We start from the raw sequence: 18,047 nt of genomic DNA, 5'->3' as shown, positions 1-18,047 counted from the left end.
GCTTATGAAGAGATTTTTTACTAAAGTAGCTTTTACTGTTACAGTAATCGTACTTTTTCTGGCTCTTGCTCCCGCATCTGCCCAGTACACTAAAACTCAGTTGCATACCGGAGGGTTGTATACGGCGCTGGCTAAAGATGCCAGCGGTAATGTTTATGTTACCAAGGCCTCCGGGCCTGGAGTTTACCATGTAGCCAAGTATACTGGCGGTACGGGTAGCCCCACTATTATTTATAGCGGTTTAACCTCTCAACCACAGGAGCTGCCCTGGGGCCTTGCTGTTGCGCCAAATGGCGACGTGTATATCAGTACCGATTTTACGTCGAATAGTGGTGCAATTATCAGGTTAAATGCAGCATCGGCTTATGCAGCCACTACTGTACAAACCGGAAGATATTTTACCGGATTAACTTTTGATGCGGTAGGTAATTTATATGCTTTAGAGTACAATGTTACCAATACGGATTATGCGGTATGTAAGTATGCTGCGCCGGCAACCTTAAATTCTCCAAAAACGATGCTTTACCATGGGTTAGTTTCTGCAGCAGGTGTTAGCTATCCAACGGGAATTACCATAGCGACCAATGGAGATATTTATGTAACCAAGCCTTTTAGTAATAATGGTTCCAATACTTATACCGGGGGGATAGCCAAACTTACGGCACCAGGCTATACTGCCACAGATGTTGTTACAGGTACTTATACTACTGCATTGGTATTAGATGAATTTGGTAATCTTTACGCATCAGAAAATGCTGGTACAGGCGTTAAACTGTACAAATATACTGGTGCTACAGGTGCAGGAACTGTTTTTTATTCGCCCTTAAATGCATCCGATCCTTTTTATCCATATGGCGTTACTTTTATAGGAACAACTGGCTACATTGCAGATGGGGACAATGGCTCGGGAGGTGAGTTAATTAAATTAACACCAACAGATGTTACACTCCCAACTGCGCCAACGGGCCTTGCAGCAAGCGCAGGAAGCTCGCAAAATATACTAACCTGGAATACGAATGCTGATGTCGATTTATTAGGTTACAAAGTTTATGGCGGCACTACAGCAGCACCAACCACTTTATTGGCTGCGATTCCAAAAGGAACCACAACTTATACACATACTGGCATTATCAACGGGACGCCATATTTCTATCGCATTTCAGCAACAGATAATTACTTTAACGAAAGTGCAAAAACGGCTGATGTAACGGCTACGCCAACACCACCAGCCATTACTTCGGCTACTTACAATGCTTCAACTGGTGCTTTAGTGGTTACCGGAACTGCTTTTCCTGCGCTGGCTGGTGCAACCAATGATATTGTAACCAATAAATTTGCCATCACTGGTGAGAGTGGAGCAATATATACACTTACTTCAGCTAATGTAGAAATTACCTCATCAACAGCTTTTACTATAAACCTAAATGCTACAGATAAGAATGCTGTTGGGATGATGCTAAATAAAAATGGAGCTTCTTCTACCAGTGGAACTACTTATAACCTGGCAGCAGCAGAAGATTGGGCCGCGGGGGAAAATGTAGCATCAGTTATTGTAGATGCAACTAACCCTGTGACCGTATCTAACGTGGTGGCACCTGCCATTACCAGTGCTACCTACAATGCATCAACCGGAGCTTTGGTTGTAACCGGAACAAACTTCCTTTCGCTATCAGGTGCTACAAACGATATTGTTGCCAACAAATTCACCCTTACAGGTGAAGGAGGCGCTACCTACACTTTAACCAATACAGGGAATGTAGAAATCACTTCCGGAACAGCATTTACCTTAACCCTAAGTGTAGCGGATCAAATAGCCGTTAACCAGATTATCAATAAAAACGGTACCTCTTCAACAAGTGCTACCACCTATAACCTTGCAGCAGCTGAAGATTGGGCAGCCGGAGCAGATGCAGTGGTGGTTGTAGCAGATTTAACAGGTAATGGAATCACCGCAAGTAATGTTGCAGTTCCTGCTATTACTTCAGCTACCTATGATGCTGCTACAGGGCTTGTTACTGTAACGGGTTCAGGCTTTTTGTCTAAAACAGGAGCAGCCAATGATATTGTAGCCAATAAATTTACCATTACTGGCGAAGGAGGAGTAACCTATACCTTAACCGATACGCCAAATCCAGAGATCAGTTCTGCAACGGCATTTACACTAACCTTAAGTGTTACAGATCAGGCCGCAATTAACCAGATTATCAATAAAAACGGTACATCGTCTACCGGAGGCACGACTTATAACCTTGCAGCAGCCGAAGATTGGGCTGCCGGAGCAGATGCAGCGGTTGTTGTGGCAGATTTAACAGGCAATGGAATTACGACAAGTAATGTTGCAATACCAACTCTTGCATCGGCAACCTATAACGTTACTACGGGTGTTCTCACGGTAACCGGAACGGGGTTTTTGAGGTTAAACGGCGCAACCAACGATATTGTAGCCAATAAATTTACCCTTACAGGCGATGGTGGTGCAACTTATACTTTAACCACTACACCTAATATAGAAATAACTTCTGCAACAACATTTAGTTTAATTTTAAGTACAGCAGATAAAGCAGCAGTAAATCTTATTGCCAATAAAAACGGCACGTCATCAACCGGGGGAACCACCTACAATTTGGCAGGAGCTGAAGATTGGGCCGCTGGTGCTGATGCAGCAGTTGTAGTTGCAGATTTAACCGGAAATGGGATTACAGTTTCTAATGTGGCTGTTCCTACCATTGCCAGTGCTACCTACAATGCATCAACCGGAGCTTTGGTCGTAACAGGAACAAATTTCCTATCGCTATCAGGCGCTACAAACGATATTGTTGCCAACAAATTTACCCTGACAGGTGAAGGAGGCGCTACCTACACTTTAACCAATACAGGCAATGTAGAAATCACATCTGCAACAGCATTTACTTTAACCTTAAGTGCAGCTGATCAGGCAGCCGTTAACCAGATTATCAATAAAAACGGTACCTCTTCAACAGGTGCTACCACCTATAACCTTGCAGCAGCCGAAGATTGGGCTGCCGGAGCAGATGCAGCAGTTGTAGTAGCAGATTTAACGGGTAATGGAATCACGGCTAGCAATGTTGCAATTCCTGCCATCGCTTCAGCTACATACGATGCTTCTACAGGAACCTTAGTGGTAACAGGAACGAATTTCTTATCATTATCAGGAGCAGCAAACGATATTGTCGCTAATAAATTAACTTTTAAAGGACAAGGTGCAGGAACATATACACTTACTGACTCGCCTAATGCAGAGATCACCAGTGGAACATCATTCAGTATTACTGTTAGTGCAACAGATAAAGCTGGCTTGGCCACATTAATGAATAAAGATGGCCTGGCAGCACTCGACGCAACAGTATATAACCTTGCAGCAGCAGAAGACTGGAATGCCGGAGCAGCAGCAGCGGTTACAATTGCAGATGCAACTAACCCTGTAACCGTTTCCGGAGTGAAATCCACAAATGCTGATCTGGCTTCTCTAACCACCAGCGCAGGAACGTTTATACCAAGTTTTGCTGCAGGTACAACAAGTTATAGTATCAATGTACCATATACCACCACCACAGCAACAGTTACGGCTACAAGAGCTGAAAGCCATGCTACATTAACATCAAGTTTAGGTGCGGGAGCATTTACTGCACTTACAGATGGAATTGCTTCTTCAGCTTATACACTTAATGACGGAGCAAATTTAATCAATGTAAGGGTTACAGCAGAAGAAACGACTGTAAACAAAACTTATATCCTAACCGTAAACAAACAGGAAGCGGCTTCGATTGGTGATTTTGTTTGGTTAGATTATAACCAAAATGGTTTACAAGATGCCGGTGAGCCGGGCGTAGCCGGAGCAACGGTGACATTAACAGGAACCGATATCTTTGCTAACACGATAAATTTAACAACCACAACAAATGCATCGGGCAATTATACATTCAGTAACCTAAATCCTTCAAGTGCATATAAAGTAGTGGTGTCAGGTTACCCGGCACGTTATACCACCACATATGACCTGGATGGAACAGGAACAATTGGGGCAACTTTCGCACTTGCTTCAGGGCAAAATAGAACTGATGTTGATTTTGGTTTGTATGATCCGTATTATGCCAATGCCGATTTAACTGCATTAAGTACAACAGCAGGCTTAACACCTGTTTTTGCGGCAGCAACTACTACATATACTGCCAGTGCTTTAACCGCAACCAATTCAGTAAAGTTAACAGCTACTGCACTTGCAGCAGGATCAACGCTTCAAATCAATGCAAATGGAGCGGGTTATGTAACCTTAACCAGTGGTGTAGAAACAGCAGATTTAGCCTTGAACTTTGGTAACAATACCTTTGATATTAAAGTTACAGCTCAAAATGGAACCACTACTAAAACTTATACCATAACGGTTAACAGGTCAAATGCAAGTCAATCAATTACTTTCGCAAGTACTGCATCAACTACTTATGGCAGTGCCGATTTTGATCCTGGCGCAACCAGTGCAACTTCTGCAATTAACGCCATCACTTATAGCAGCGATAACTTAGCGGTGGCTACAATCGTAGCGGGTAAAATTCATGTAGTTGCAGCAGGATCGGCAGTAATTACCGCAAAACAAGCTGCAAGTACCGGATATAATGCCGCGACAGATGTAACACAAACTTTAACTGTAAATGCAAAAAGCCTTACGGGGAACTTCACTGCCGGTAATAAAGTTTATAATGGGAACAATACAGCAAATGTATTAACCAGAACACTTAACGGCGTGGTTACAGGTGATGAACTAGCTGTAACCCTAACTGGAGGTACTGCAACTTTCGATGATGCCAATGTAGCCAATGGTAAAACCGTAACTTCAACAGGTATGACGCTTGGAGGAGCAAAGGCAGCTAACTATACCTTATCATCGGTAAATACCACAACAGCTAACATTACCGCTAAAGATATCAGTGGTAACTTTACAGCCGGTAACAAGGTTTATGATGGTAATAATACGGCCAATATTTTAACCAGAACCTTATCTGGTGTGGTAACTGGAGAAGAAACAGATGTAACCTTAACAGGCGGTACTGCCACTTTTAATAACGAAAATGCTGGTACAGGTAAAACTGTTACCGCAACAGGTTTAAGCTTAACCGGAACCAAAGCTGCTAACTATAACTTAACAGGAGTAGGTACTGCCACAGCCGATATTACAGGTTTAGCTTTAACCGGCGCATTTACTGCCAGTAATAAAGTTTACGATGGTAATACCACCGCAAGCGTATTAACCAGAACCCTGACGGGCGTATTAGCTGCCGATGCTGCTGACGTAATTTTAACAGGTGGAACAGCTGCATTCGCTAATGCCAGTGTAGGTACTGGCAAAACGGTTACTGCAGCAGGCATGACATTAGGTGGGGCTAAAGCAAGTAACTATAGCTTAAGTAGTGTGGCTACTACCACAGCCAATATTACTGGTTTAGCCTTAACAGGTAACTTTACAGTCGATAATAAAGTGTACGATGGCAACAATAGTGCAACCATATTAACCAGAACATTAACAGGTGTACTGGCTGCCGATATTGCTGATGTAACCTTAACAGGCGGAACCGCTACTTTTGGTGGAATTAACACCGGACCGGGTAAAACCATTACTTCAACGGGTATGGTATTAAGTGGCACCAAAGCAGGTAACTATACATTATTTGCTGTAAATACCACCACAGCCGATATTACGCCAAAAGATATCAGCGGAAACTTTACCGCTAGTAACAAAGCTTACGATGGTAATGCTGCAGCAACGGTATTAACCAGAACCTTAACTGGTGTAGTAGCTGCCGATTTAGCTGATGTAAGTTTAACTGGTGGGACCGCAACTTTCGCCAATGCCAATATTGGTACAGGTAAAACGGTTACTGCAACAGGTATGACCATTAGTGGAACCAAAGCAGACAACTATACCTTAACCGGAGTAGCCACCACCACAGCCAATATTACAGGCTTGGCTTTAACAGGAAATTTTACGGCAGGTAATAAAGTGTACGATGGTAATGCAACTGCAACTGTATTAACCAGGACTTTAACAGGCGTATTAGCAGCCGATGCAGCTGACGTTACTTTAACAGGTGGTTTGGCCAGCTTTGCTGATGCCAATAAAGGTACAGGCAAAACCGTTACGGCAACAGGCATGACCATAACTGGTACAAAAGCCGCTAACTATACGCTGGCTTCTGTAACGACCACAACAGCTGATATTACTGCCAAAGACCTTACTGCAGGCTTTACCGCCGATAATAAGATTTACGATGGTAATGCTACTGCAAATATCCTCACCAGAACTTTAACAGGTGTACTGGCAGGAGATGTTGCCGATGTAACGGTTAGCGGAGGCACAGCAACATTCAACAATGAAAATGTAGGCATAGGTAAGTCTGTAAATGCTTCTGGTTTAGTTTTAGCAGGAGCCAAAGCGGCTAACTATAATATTATATCTGTTAATGCAACCACGGCTAATATTACAGGTAAAAACATTAGTGGAAACTTTACTGCCGATAATAAAGTGTACGATGGTAATACTACAGCTGGCATTTTAAGCAGGACTCTAACAGGTGTATTAGCTGCAGATGCAGCCGATGTAAACCTAACAGGTGGTACTGCAAGTTTTGCAACAGAAAGTGCAGGTACAGGTAAAACGGTTACCGCTACAGGTATGACCATCACAGGAACAAAAGCCGCCAACTACAGCTTAACCGGAGTAGCCACTACCACTGCAAATATTACCGGTTTGGCAATTACCGGCAGCATCACGGCTAGCAATAAGGTATACAATGGTAATAACATTGCAACCATTTCGGGCAGAACCTTAACTGGGGTATTAACTGCAGACGTTGCCGATGTAACTTTAACAGGCGGCACAGCAACATTTGCCAATGCCAATAAAGGCACAGGTAAAACCGTTACTGCCACAGGTTTAACCCTGGCTGGCGCTAAGGCAGCTAACTATACGCTGGCTTCTGTAACAACTACAACGGCTGATATTACTGCAAAAGATATCTCAGGTAGCTTTACTGCCGATAACAAGGTATACGATGGCAATGCCAATGCAAGCATCTTAACCAGAACCTTAGCAGGTGTGCTGGTCGGAGATGTAGCCGATGTGAATTTGACAGGCGGAACGGCAAGTTTCGATAATGCCAATATGGGTACCGGTAAAACCGTTACTGCAAATGGCATGAGCCTCGCGGGTACAAAAGCAGGCAACTACAACTTAACAGGCGTAGCTACTACTACAGCTAACATTACGGGCTTAACACTTACTGGTAACTTTACTGCCGGTAATAAAGTTTATGATGGTAATGCAACGGCAACCGTATTAACCAGAACCTTAACCGGAGTATTAGCAGCCGATGCCGCTGACGTTACTTTAACAGGTGGAACAGCAAGCTTTGCCAACGCTAACGTAGGTACAGGCAAAACCGTTACAGCAACAGGCATGACTATAACTGGTACAAAAGCAGCCAATTATACTTTAGCTTCAGTAGCCACCACAACGGCTGATATTAGCACTAAAGATATTAACGGAAACTTTACCGCTGATAATAAGATTTACGATGGTAGTGTTACTGCAAATATCCTCACCAGAACTTTAACCGGAGTACTGGCAGGCGATGTTGCCGATGTGAATTTAACAGGCGGTACAGCAAGCTTTGCCAATGCCAACGTAGGTACAGCAAAAACGGTATCGGCGGCTGGCTTAAGCTTAACAGGAAGCAAATCGGCCAATTACAATTTAACGGGTGTAGCTACAACAACAGCCAATATTACCACAAAAAATATCACCGGTACATTCACCGCTGATAATAAAGCTTATGATGGCAATACCACAGCAACGATTTTAACCAGAACGCTCACGGGTGTAATTACTGCAGATGTTGCCGATGTAACCTTAACGGGTGGTACAGCAAATTTCGCCGATGCCAATATCGGTACAGGTAAAACGGTAACTTCAGCAGGTATGACTTTGGCCGGTTCAAAATCTGCGAATTATAACTTAACAGGAGTGGCTACCACCACGGCTAATATTGGTGTTAGAAATATCACCGGATCATTTACTGCCAGCAACAAGGTTTATGATGGCAATACTACTGCTACGGTATTAACGAGGACCTTAACAGGCGTTTTAACTGCAGATGCAGATGTAAACTTAAGCGGTGGAACTGCAAGTTTTGCTGATGCCAGCGCAGCAACCGGTAAAACCGTAACCGCTGCAGGTATGGTACTTGCCGGTACAAATGCAGCTAACTATAATTTAACCAGTGTAACTACCACCACAGCTGCTATTACAGCAAAAGCTGTTAACGGAAACATTACCGCAAGTAATAAGGTTTACGACGGAAACACTACAGCTACCATTTCAGGAAGAAGCCTAACAGGTGTATTAGCGGCTGATGTTGCCGATGTAACCTTAACAGGTGGCACAGCAACCTTTGCTGATAAAAATGTGGGTACTGCGAAAGTGGTAACAGGCGCAGGCTTGTTGTTATCAGGTACTAAGGCAGCCAACTATACCTTGACGAGCGTAGCAACTACAACTGCAAACATCAGCGTAAAACCAATCGTAGTTACTGCCGACGCTAAAACAAAGGTGTACGGCAGTGCCGATGCTGCATTAACTTATACACTTTCTACAGGTGCTTTAGTTACAGGCGATGTGATAACAGGTAGTTTAAGCCGCGCAGCTGGAGAGAATATTGGTAACTATGCCATTGGGCAGAACACCATATCAGCTGGCACAAACTATATAATTACTTACACGCCGGCCGATCTGGTCATTACCAGAAAGGCATTGGTAATTATTGCCGATAATAAAAACAAAAACTTTGGTGATGCCAATCCGGCACTTACTGCAAGTTATAATGGTTTTGCGGGTACAGAAACAGCAGCTGTATTAACAAGTGCGGTAGCGTTAAGTACTACGGCCACTACAACATCGCCAGCTGGCAATTATCCAATTACAGCAAGTGGTGCTGCGGCAGCAAACTACAGTATTACTTATATCGCGGGTAATCTTACCGTTAACCCCTCCACACAAACCATTACATTTGCAGCTTTAGCTAATAAATTAGATACCGATGGTATCTTTACCTTAACAGCAACTGCAAGCTCTGGTTTAACTGTAACGTACACCAGCAGCAATCCGGCGGTAGCAAGGATTATTAACGGTAATCAGGTAGAAATCCTCAAAGCCGGCGTAATTAACATTACCGCCAGTCAGGCCGGAAATTCCGATTACCAGGCAGCAGTTAATGTCGTACAGTCGTTTACAGTAATCGAAAACCCACCACCGGTAATTACCATTACCAGCAACAAAGGCAATAGCATTAGTAAGGGCGAAACCGCAACGCTTACTGCAAGTGGTGGATTAACTTACCAATGGACAAACGCAAACGGTATTATTAGCGGACAAAACACTGCAATATTAACCGTTAGACCATCCCAAAATACTACTTACACCGTTACCGGGTTTAACCAATATGGAAGAAGCAGTACCAAAACCTTTAATCTTGAGGTAAGGGCCGATTACCAGGTACTGAATATTATGAACGTACTTACGCCAAATGGTGATGGTAAAAATGATACATGGTTTGTTGAAAATATCGATATGTATCCAAACAATACAGTACGCGTTTTCGATCGCGCCGGTAAGTCGATATTTGAAATGAAAGGTTATGACAACAGTTGGGGCGGTACCTTAAAAGGATCGTTAGTTCCTGAAGGCGCTTACTACTACATCATCGACTTTGGTCCAGGTATAGGGGTAAGAAAAGGGTACATCACAGTTGTAGGTAATAATTAAGATTTAACCTGCCATAACCAGTGTTTTAACTGGTTATGGCATAAAAAAGTATAAAGATGAAAACAAGGAAAATGCTTATCACATTGGTGATGTTTAGTATCTGCATCCCGGCCTTTGCTCAGCTCAACCCAATGGGCAGTATGTATTACCAAAACCTTTATCTCAGCAATCCGGCCATGGCAGGTATTGAAAAGGGCTGGGAGGCTGCAGCAGCTTATAAGGCACAGTGGACAGCGATAGAAGGGGCTCCGGCCATGCAGTCGGTAACTGCAGCTTACGGCGCCAGTAATAATAAAGTTGGCATAGGCGCCTCTTTTTACAACGAAAATATAGGTGTAATTCAGCGGACCAGTTTTAAAGGTACCTATGCTTACCACCTGCCACTTAACAATGGTTCCGATTATCTTGATTTTGGTCTTTCAGCAGGGATTATGAACGAATGGATCGATCTGACAAAGATTAAAGGAAGCCAGAACGATATTTCTTTAACCAACTTTAACCAGCGTAAACTGTATTTTGATGGCGATTTCGGTATGGCTTACCGCAGTCAGCATTTTAACATTCAGGGATCAGTATTAAACCTCAAGCGTTTCTTGAAACGCGATGACGAAAGGACGGTTGTAGACCGGGCTTCTTATTTTGCATCAGTAAGCTACAAATTTATTAATCCTGATAAAGTGCTGAACATTATTGAACCAAAAGTAAGCTATAGAGGTATTGATAACTATCGCGATATTATTGATCTTGGATTAAATGCACAGTTTTGGGGCAATAAACTTTTGTTTACTGGTATTTATCACACCAGCAACAGTTTTACTGCCGGCGTGGGTACAACTTACCAGAACCGCTTGTCGATACTGGCCATGTACACCACAAACACTTCTGATATACAGAATTATGCAAACGGAGAATTTGAAGTAGGGTTGAAATACAATTTTAGATAATAACAGGGGTCTCAGTCTTCCTGTTACTGAGATTAAGGACATAATAGCCTCATTAACTTAGCAGCTAAAATATTTCGATATGAAACCAATTTTAGCACGAACTACACCGATTCTTTCTTTTTTAGATGGGATCGGTTTTTAGTTTATAAGCTTTCCGAAACAATAATGCGACCATTCTTCCGGTAGGAGAAAACAGGGCTGTTAACTGAAAACTGCAAACAGAGAACAACTTTTCAAAAGACAGGTGATAAAATTTGTTCATAGCCAAATTGTGGTCGCCTAAGAATTTATTAACCGGGGGATGGCTGGAGTAATTCCTTCGCTGGTCATAATCACCCGCTTAATGGTGCCATCTGGATTGTAGTGTAAATAATCTACGCAGACCGAACGCCTATGACTGCCTCCATCTTTTAATGAACCATTATGATAAAAGAAATAGTCCTTTCCTTTAAATCCGATAATGGCAGGGCGGTTGGTTTCGCAGTTTCCGGCCAATTCGTTTAATATACCTTTAAATACCCATGGCCCATGTATGCTGCCACTCATGGCATAGGCGACCTTTTCCGGACTGCCATAACCGTAGGTTAGATAATACCACTCATTATGTTTGAAAACATGTGCCCCTTCTGAAAAACCAGGTAATTCAATGGTACTTATTTTGCCTTGCAGGCTGAGCATATCATTGCTTAGTTTAGCGAAATAACACTGTTGGTTGCCCCAGAAAATATAAGCCTGACCATCTGTATCAATAATTACCGAAGGGTCGAGGTTTGCCATCGGGTTTTTGTTGAAAGGGATATCATTTCCTGTAACCAATGCAGATCCGATTGCATCACGGAACGGACCTGTCGGTGTTTCTGATATTCCAAGTGCAATCGCTTTCCCTGGTATATGGCGATGGGAGACTGCTGCAAACCAATAAAAATGCTGTTTATTGAAAATTACACATGAGGCAAATGCATCACCGCTTGCCCAGCTAAAATCACTTGCCTGTAAGGGCATTGGGTGTTCTTCCCAGGTAATAAGGTCTGCAGAAGAAAAACAGAGCCAGCTCCGCATGATGTAGTCTTGCGTACCGGGAGGTGCTTCATCGCGGCCGGTGTATAAATATATTTTCTGATCGTATAACAAAACAGTTGGATCAGCGGTGAATTTGTGACTGAATAGGGGATTGCCTGTATTGATCATGTCATGATATTTAATTAATAAATAACATTCCAGTGCTCATTATTGTTCTATTTGACTATAATTGAGTCGATTTCATTTAAAGTGATCTGGAGAACATAACTTTACGATCAGCAGAACACAATTATGCTATTAATCGGAGATGATAAAACATTAATTGGCGAAGGTTTTACCAGAGGAACTTTTACGAAAGATAGAAGTTTATCATTTTAGAATCTCTTTTTAAAAGGATGTAAGATTGTCCTTCGACAGGCTCAGGATGACAATATTTTTTATTTTAACTTGAGGTTGTATCATAAGTTGTGATTTCATTCGAACTTGTCACGTTGAGCTTGTCGAAACGCTTTATGGGGTATTTAAACAGGTCCTTCGACAAGCTCAGGATGACAATCTATATTTATGATACAGCCTCAAGTATTTGTGCACAGACTCTTATTTTTAAACCTGATTGAGCGGATAGCCCGGAGCGTAGTGAGGACTATAAGCGATAGCAGGACTGCTGTTTCAGGAGCATTACTGAACGCTCATCTTCAAACTATTAGACATATTAATCAGAGATGATAAAACGTTAATTGGCGAAGGTTTTACCAGGCTTCCAGAGTCAATGCTTGCACTTGTTGCAAAAGGGCTTTAATAGATGCTCTAATACTTAAATTAGAATCGGATTGCCTGAAAGATTGTTTATGTCGGACGCCAATTTCAGAAAACAGATGATAAATATTTAACACTGAATTAATAATCGGTGTTTAGTTTTGCAGTATAAATATTTGGTTAGTATTTATAAGTTTAGGTTAGTTGATTATAAAAGCCCAGATGGATATCGGGGCTTTTTATATTTTAACCCATGCGATAGAAAAATTCGTCGGCTACGATTTTTCCGTCTTTAACCTCATAAACACAGATTTCACTCATGGCCATTCTTCCATGGGCTTTATAAGTGGCATCAATGTTCATTACAATAGCAAAATGATTGTCTGCAACAATTGGTTCTGAGCATGAAGAGCTATGTATCTCTTCAACACTTTCTTCCCATCGTATGGTTTTCTTTTTAACGGCATCTTTGCCTTCCGTTAATTCCATTGGCGAGCCTTTTGGCTCTTTGCTTACAACATTGTCGGCGTAAAGTTCATCAATGGCCTGTTCGTGTTTGCCTTCACGGCAAAGTTGCACCAATTTGTTAGCTACTTCCTGAGTATTCATATACTTATATTTAGTTATGATCTAAGTTATTAAAAATAAACGGTTTACCTATTTAAAGGTTTTAAGTTTAGGTTAACTTGCTGCGACAGACTCAATAGAGTGGACCTGATTTTATGTTTAATTGCAATCGTTTGTCCCCATCGATTTGTGTTGCCGTTAGAGAACCCGGAAGCTATGCGATTAGTAGTTATTTAGTTCTGTTTGGTTATCATGGCTAGGATATCCATTAATTATGATATTAGATAAAATGATACAAGAATACCACATCGCCAACATATGCTGGTTTGGGTTGGTCTTTAATCACAAGTGTGGCTTGAATGGTAACTTTAGTTATTCCCCTTAAATTGCTAATGCTATTTAATTTTGCTTTTAACTGCACTTCGCTATCTACTAAAACGGCCTGACCAAATTTAAAACGTTCAATACCGTAATTGATTTCCATTTTAATATTACGTACATCTGCAATCTGCTTCCATAAATAAGGAATTAACGACAAGGTTAAATATCCATGTGCAATTGTTGCCTTAAATGGTCCTTCATTTTTAGCTTTTTCCGGATCGGTGTGTATCCATTGATGATCCAGGGTTGCATCGGCAAATTTATTGATCTGTTCCTGGTCTATAGTATGCCATTGCGAAACGCCTAGTTCCTTACCCAGGTGCGATTCATACTCTTCGAAATTATTGATCACTAACATTATATTCTGTTTATAGGATTAGTACTGTTTTAATAACTCCTTTAGGTGTAACAATCCTTCAGGCATCATAGTTTTATTCACGCTTTTGTGTCCAATAATAATCATAATAATTGTGTGTTTAAAGGTATGCAGATAAATATTTTGAAAAAAAACTTCATTCAATATCGCTTTAATTTTTAGGTTATTTATAATCAGCTAGATAAGCATCTTCATTGCTCATTAAATTTTTCAAAAAAGAACTTTTCGGCTAAAAATAAATAGTTAGGAGCTAAATATTAAAACGCTGTAAAGAATGCCTGATATACTCGGCTTTCGCTCACTGCTAAGCGCTTTTTTGTCTGTTTAAATCGATTGATTTTAAGCGTGTTAAATATTATCTAAATATTTAATTTGATATATTTAAATTAAAATTTAGATTTGTCTAAAATTATATTTAGATAAATCATTTTACGTTCATGAAATCCCTATTACTATATTGCTTTTGTTTTTTTATATCACTAAATGCCATCGCTCAAAAGGTTATCATTAAGGGCTTAGTAACTTCTCAAAATGAACCTGTAGAAAATATTACCATTAAAATTTTAGGAACTAACGGATCAACAAAATCGGGTAGTTCAGGTGCTTATCAATTAAGTGGAATCCCTTCCGGGAATTTCGATCTCGTTTTTTCAGGTATTGGTTATCAATCAAAAAGAATTAAAGTAACCTTAAAAGAAGATACGGTTCTGGTTAATACCGACTTATTAAGTTTAGCTTCAGATTTAAATGATGTGGTAATTACAGGTGTGAACCGGGCCACTCAACTGCGTAAAAGCCCTGTACCTATTGCCGTACTTTCCAAAAAATCAATGGATCAAAATGTAAATACGAACCTGATCGAAGCTATTGTTAAAGGAGTACCAGGCATTACTGCAGTTACCACCGGCCCAAATGTTTCTAAACCTTTTATAAGAGGCTTAGGTTATAACCGTGTGTTAACCTTGTATGATGGTTTAAGGCAGGAGGGGCAGCAGTGGGGCGATGAACATGGAATTGAAGTAGATGAATATGGCATAACAAGAGCTGAAGTAGTAAAAGGTCCGGCCAGCTTAACTTATGGCTCTGATGCATTGGCTGGGGTAATTAATATGATTCCTTACACGCCGAATTTTGAAGATGGCAAGTTTAAAGGCGATTTTACAGCAAATTACCAAAGTAATAATGGAATGATCGGTTCGTCGCTCGGACTGGCCTACATTAAAAACGATTGGAAATACACATTTAGGGCAACCGGAAAAACGGCGCATAATTACCAAAATAAAATTGACGGACTGGTTTACGGAACAGCTTTTAGAGAATACAATTTATCGGCCAGCGCCAGGGTAGATAAAGCCTGGGGTTTTTCTAAAACGGCCATTACCTATTACGATAATTTAATGGAAATTCCTGACGGTAGCAGAGATTCTCTATCTAGAAGATTTACCCGGCAGGTTTTGGATGATGGAGATGACATTAAAAACAGACCTATTGTACCTGAAAGTGATCTGAATAGTTACTCCATTAATCCCCTGCATCAGCACATTCAACATTATCGGTTTTATAACATCAGCCAGTTTAAATTTGGAACGAGTGATTTAAATTTATTAATCGGTGGACAGCAGAGCGTAAGGAGAGAATATAATCACCCCACTTTGCCAGGTCAGGCCGGACTTTATGTGGTGCTGAATACTTTTAATTACGATCTTAAATACAACCTGCCCGATTTTGCAGGTATCGAAAGTACCGTCGGGGTTAATGGTATGTATCAGGGAAACAGGAGCAAAGCTGCCACCGATTTTCCAATTCCCGATTATGATCTCTTCGATGTTGGTGCCTTTTACTTTGCAAAGAAATCGATGGGTAAAGTAGATGTTTCAGGAGGAATCAGGATCGATAGAAGGAATATACACTGGAATGATTTTTATGTAGGTACCGATGCACAAACAGGTTTTGGTAAACAGGTGAGCCCAACCGATGCCACTGGTAAATTGCAATTCCCTTCTTTTGATAAAAACTATTATGGCTTATCAGGAAGTTTGGGCTTAACTTATAACATTTCAGAAAAGCTATTAATTAAAGCCAACATTGCGAGAGGTTATAGAGCTCCGAACATTACCGAAATTGGTTCTAACGGACTAGATCCCGGCGCGCACATTGTGTACCTGGGTAACCGAACCTTTAAGCCTGAGTTTAACCTTCAGGAAGATATTGGCATTATTGCCTATTTGAAAGATGCCGATATAAGCTTGGAGCTGTTTAACAACAATATTCAGAACTATATATATCAATCGCGCTTAACTGATGCCAACGGAAATCCGGTTGTTATTGTCCCTGGTAATTTAACCTATCAGTATCAGCAATCAAAAGCCAGATTGTATGGCGCAGAAATTTCGATAAATCTACATCCTGCAGATTTAAAATGGCTAAGTTTCAACAATAGCCTGGCTTATGTCGTGGGCTTGAACCAGAACCAGGAACTCTTAGATAAACACGGTAGGGAAGCCAAATATTTGCCTTTTATTCCACCATTGCACGTGAGAACGGAGGTTAAGGCAACCGCGCAAAAACCTATAGGTATTTTTGATAAGCCTTATATTAAAATTGATGCTGCTTTTTTCGCTGATCAGAATAGGTTTTATGCTTTAGATGATACCGAAACCTTTACCGCTGGTTATACATTAATTAACGTAGGTATAGGATCTGCATTAAAAACTAAAAAAGGAAAAACGTTATGTGATATTTTTCTCCAGGCCGATAATATTTTCAATATCGCCTATCAATCAAACTTAAACAGGTTGAAATATTTCGAATATTATAACCGTTCGCCAAATGGCCCCTCAGGGATTTACAATATGGGCAGGAATTTAAGTTTTAAGATCATTGTGCCGATTTAGTTGGGATGTAAGATGGTTGATAGTTAATAGCCTAAGGTTAATAAAATATCTGTTGATGGAATGGAGATGATGGCTATGAACTATTGACCAAAAGACCATCGACTACAAGATTTTCCAATTTAGGAATTGAAGAACTATAATAAGGTTTGTGATAATCATGTTTTAGGGTTTAATGTTTCGTTTAGAAAATGGGAGGTATTTATATCTTCCATTTTCTTTTTAATCCCTGTTAAACCTTTTTTCAGCCAGCCGTTCCATCCTATGGACTATGGACTATGGACTATGGACTATGGACTATGGACTAATAAACTATTTTACCTATTTTTACCCTATATGGAACCCTCTTTAAGCGAACAACGTTTAACTTTTTTAAGGCAATCAATTGGCAAGGTAATTACCGATTCGCCCTCAAACTTTATGAATTGGCTGGCCCCGGTTTTAATCAAAGCAGAACATGGCATATTGGTTTGTCAGTATACCATCCGTAAAGAAATGACCAATCCTTATCAAATTTTACATGGTGGGGTAACAGCAGGTATTATTGATGATTTAATTGGTGCGACGGTTTTTACAATGGGATTAAACGAACGTTATACCACTGTAAATAACTATATTGATTATTTTGCCACTGCAAGCGAAGGAGACAAAGTGATCGCAGAAACATCAATAGTGAAAAAAGGACGCACGATATTAAATCTGCAATGCGAGATATTTTTACCTTCGAAAAAGCGTTTAATAGCTAAAGGCTATTCGAACATGTTAAACATAGGTTAAGTCTTTTCCGATAGTTTAAGAATTAATTATTAATTCCTTTAAATTAACGAAACATTCTCGGTTATAATTTGTTGTAAATTAACCAAAAATATAATGAGCCATGTTAGAAAATTATTCCACCCTGCAATTCATTGTGAGAGGCAAAATTTTTAAGGGATTTTGCATGCGTATCCAAGATGATTTTCACGAAACTTATGCCGTTGTTTTAGACGGATACCATTCTTTTTGTATCTGGTTAGATGACAAGACAGAAAAGTGGTGCGCTTCTAAAAACGTAGCGATTGATCCTGATGCTATTGATGAAATCATTCATAGAATCTCTGTTCCACAACCATCTTGCTAAGATCACGTAATAAAAATATTGTAACATAAATTCTGTCATTAACTGCAGGATTGGTCTTGTTACCTAAAAATCCCTGCCAGATATTTTCTGGCAGGGATTTTAATATTGTATTTCAACTTTTCTTCCAGTTCCGCGAACTTTGTGTTCTTCTTTGTGACTG

General features: G+C 40.6%; 8 protein-coding genes. 5 read left to right on the top strand and 3 right to left on the bottom strand.

Annotation, left to right across the window (positions count from 1 at the left end):
• The first annotated feature begins 4 nt into the window (after positions 1–4).
• Together QF042_RS15285 and QF042_RS15280 are read left to right on the top strand one after the other, a co-directional pair.
• On the top strand, positions 5–9,832 hold the full coding sequence (locus tag QF042_RS15285; protein ID WP_307529859.1) for a YDG domain-containing protein: 9,828 nt from the start codon (positions 5–7) through the stop codon (positions 9,830–9,832).
• 56 nt (positions 9,833–9,888) lie between these two features.
• Positions 9,889–10,776 carry a PorP/SprF family type IX secretion system membrane protein gene (locus QF042_RS15280; RefSeq protein WP_307529856.1) on the top strand — a complete coding sequence of 296 codons (888 nt, stop codon included), beginning with the start codon at positions 9,889–9,891 and terminating at the stop codon, positions 10,774–10,776.
• A gap of 279 nt (positions 10,777–11,055) precedes the next feature.
• Here QF042_RS15280 and QF042_RS15275 read toward each other — a convergent pair whose 3' ends face one another.
• From QF042_RS15275 to QF042_RS15265, 3 genes are all read right to left on the bottom strand, one after another.
• Positions 11,056–11,964, bottom strand: coding sequence for a glycoside hydrolase family 43 protein (locus QF042_RS15275; protein ID WP_307529854.1), 909 nt, complete (start codon positions 11,962–11,964; stop codon positions 11,056–11,058).
• 834 nt (positions 11,965–12,798) lie between these two features.
• On the bottom strand, positions 12,799–13,161 hold the full coding sequence (locus tag QF042_RS15270; RefSeq protein WP_307529853.1) for a nuclear transport factor 2 family protein: 363 nt from the start codon (positions 13,159–13,161) through the stop codon (positions 12,799–12,801).
• Between the two features lie 238 nt (positions 13,162–13,399).
• Positions 13,400–13,858: a MaoC family dehydratase gene (locus QF042_RS15265; RefSeq protein ID WP_307529852.1), complete on the bottom strand. Its 459-nt coding sequence runs from the start codon at positions 13,856–13,858 to the stop codon at positions 13,400–13,402.
• A 455-nt stretch (positions 13,859–14,313) separates the two neighbouring features.
• On the opposite strand from QF042_RS15265, the gene QF042_RS15260 reads away from it, so the two are divergent.
• From QF042_RS15260 to QF042_RS15250, 3 genes are all read left to right on the top strand, one after another.
• On the top strand, positions 14,314–16,770 hold the full coding sequence (locus QF042_RS15260; RefSeq protein ID WP_307529850.1) for a TonB-dependent receptor: 2,457 nt from the start codon (positions 14,314–14,316) through the stop codon (positions 16,768–16,770).
• A 333-nt stretch (positions 16,771–17,103) separates the two neighbouring features.
• On the top strand, positions 17,104–17,544 hold the full coding sequence (locus QF042_RS15255; RefSeq protein ID WP_307529848.1) for a PaaI family thioesterase: 441 nt from the start codon (positions 17,104–17,106) through the stop codon (positions 17,542–17,544).
• A gap of 100 nt (positions 17,545–17,644) precedes the next feature.
• Positions 17,645–17,887 (top strand): hypothetical protein, encoded by a 243-nt coding sequence (locus QF042_RS15250; protein WP_307529846.1) that lies wholly within the window; start codon positions 17,645–17,647, stop codon positions 17,885–17,887.
• Positions 17,888–18,047 lie beyond the last annotated feature (160 nt).

Origin of the sequence: Pedobacter sp. W3I1 (assembly GCF_030816015.1) — a bacterium.
Taxonomy (GTDB): Bacteria; Bacteroidota; Bacteroidia; order Sphingobacteriales; family Sphingobacteriaceae; genus Pedobacter.
Note: the sequence above shows the minus strand (reverse complement) of the source record. Positions and strands in the feature narration are given on the sequence as shown.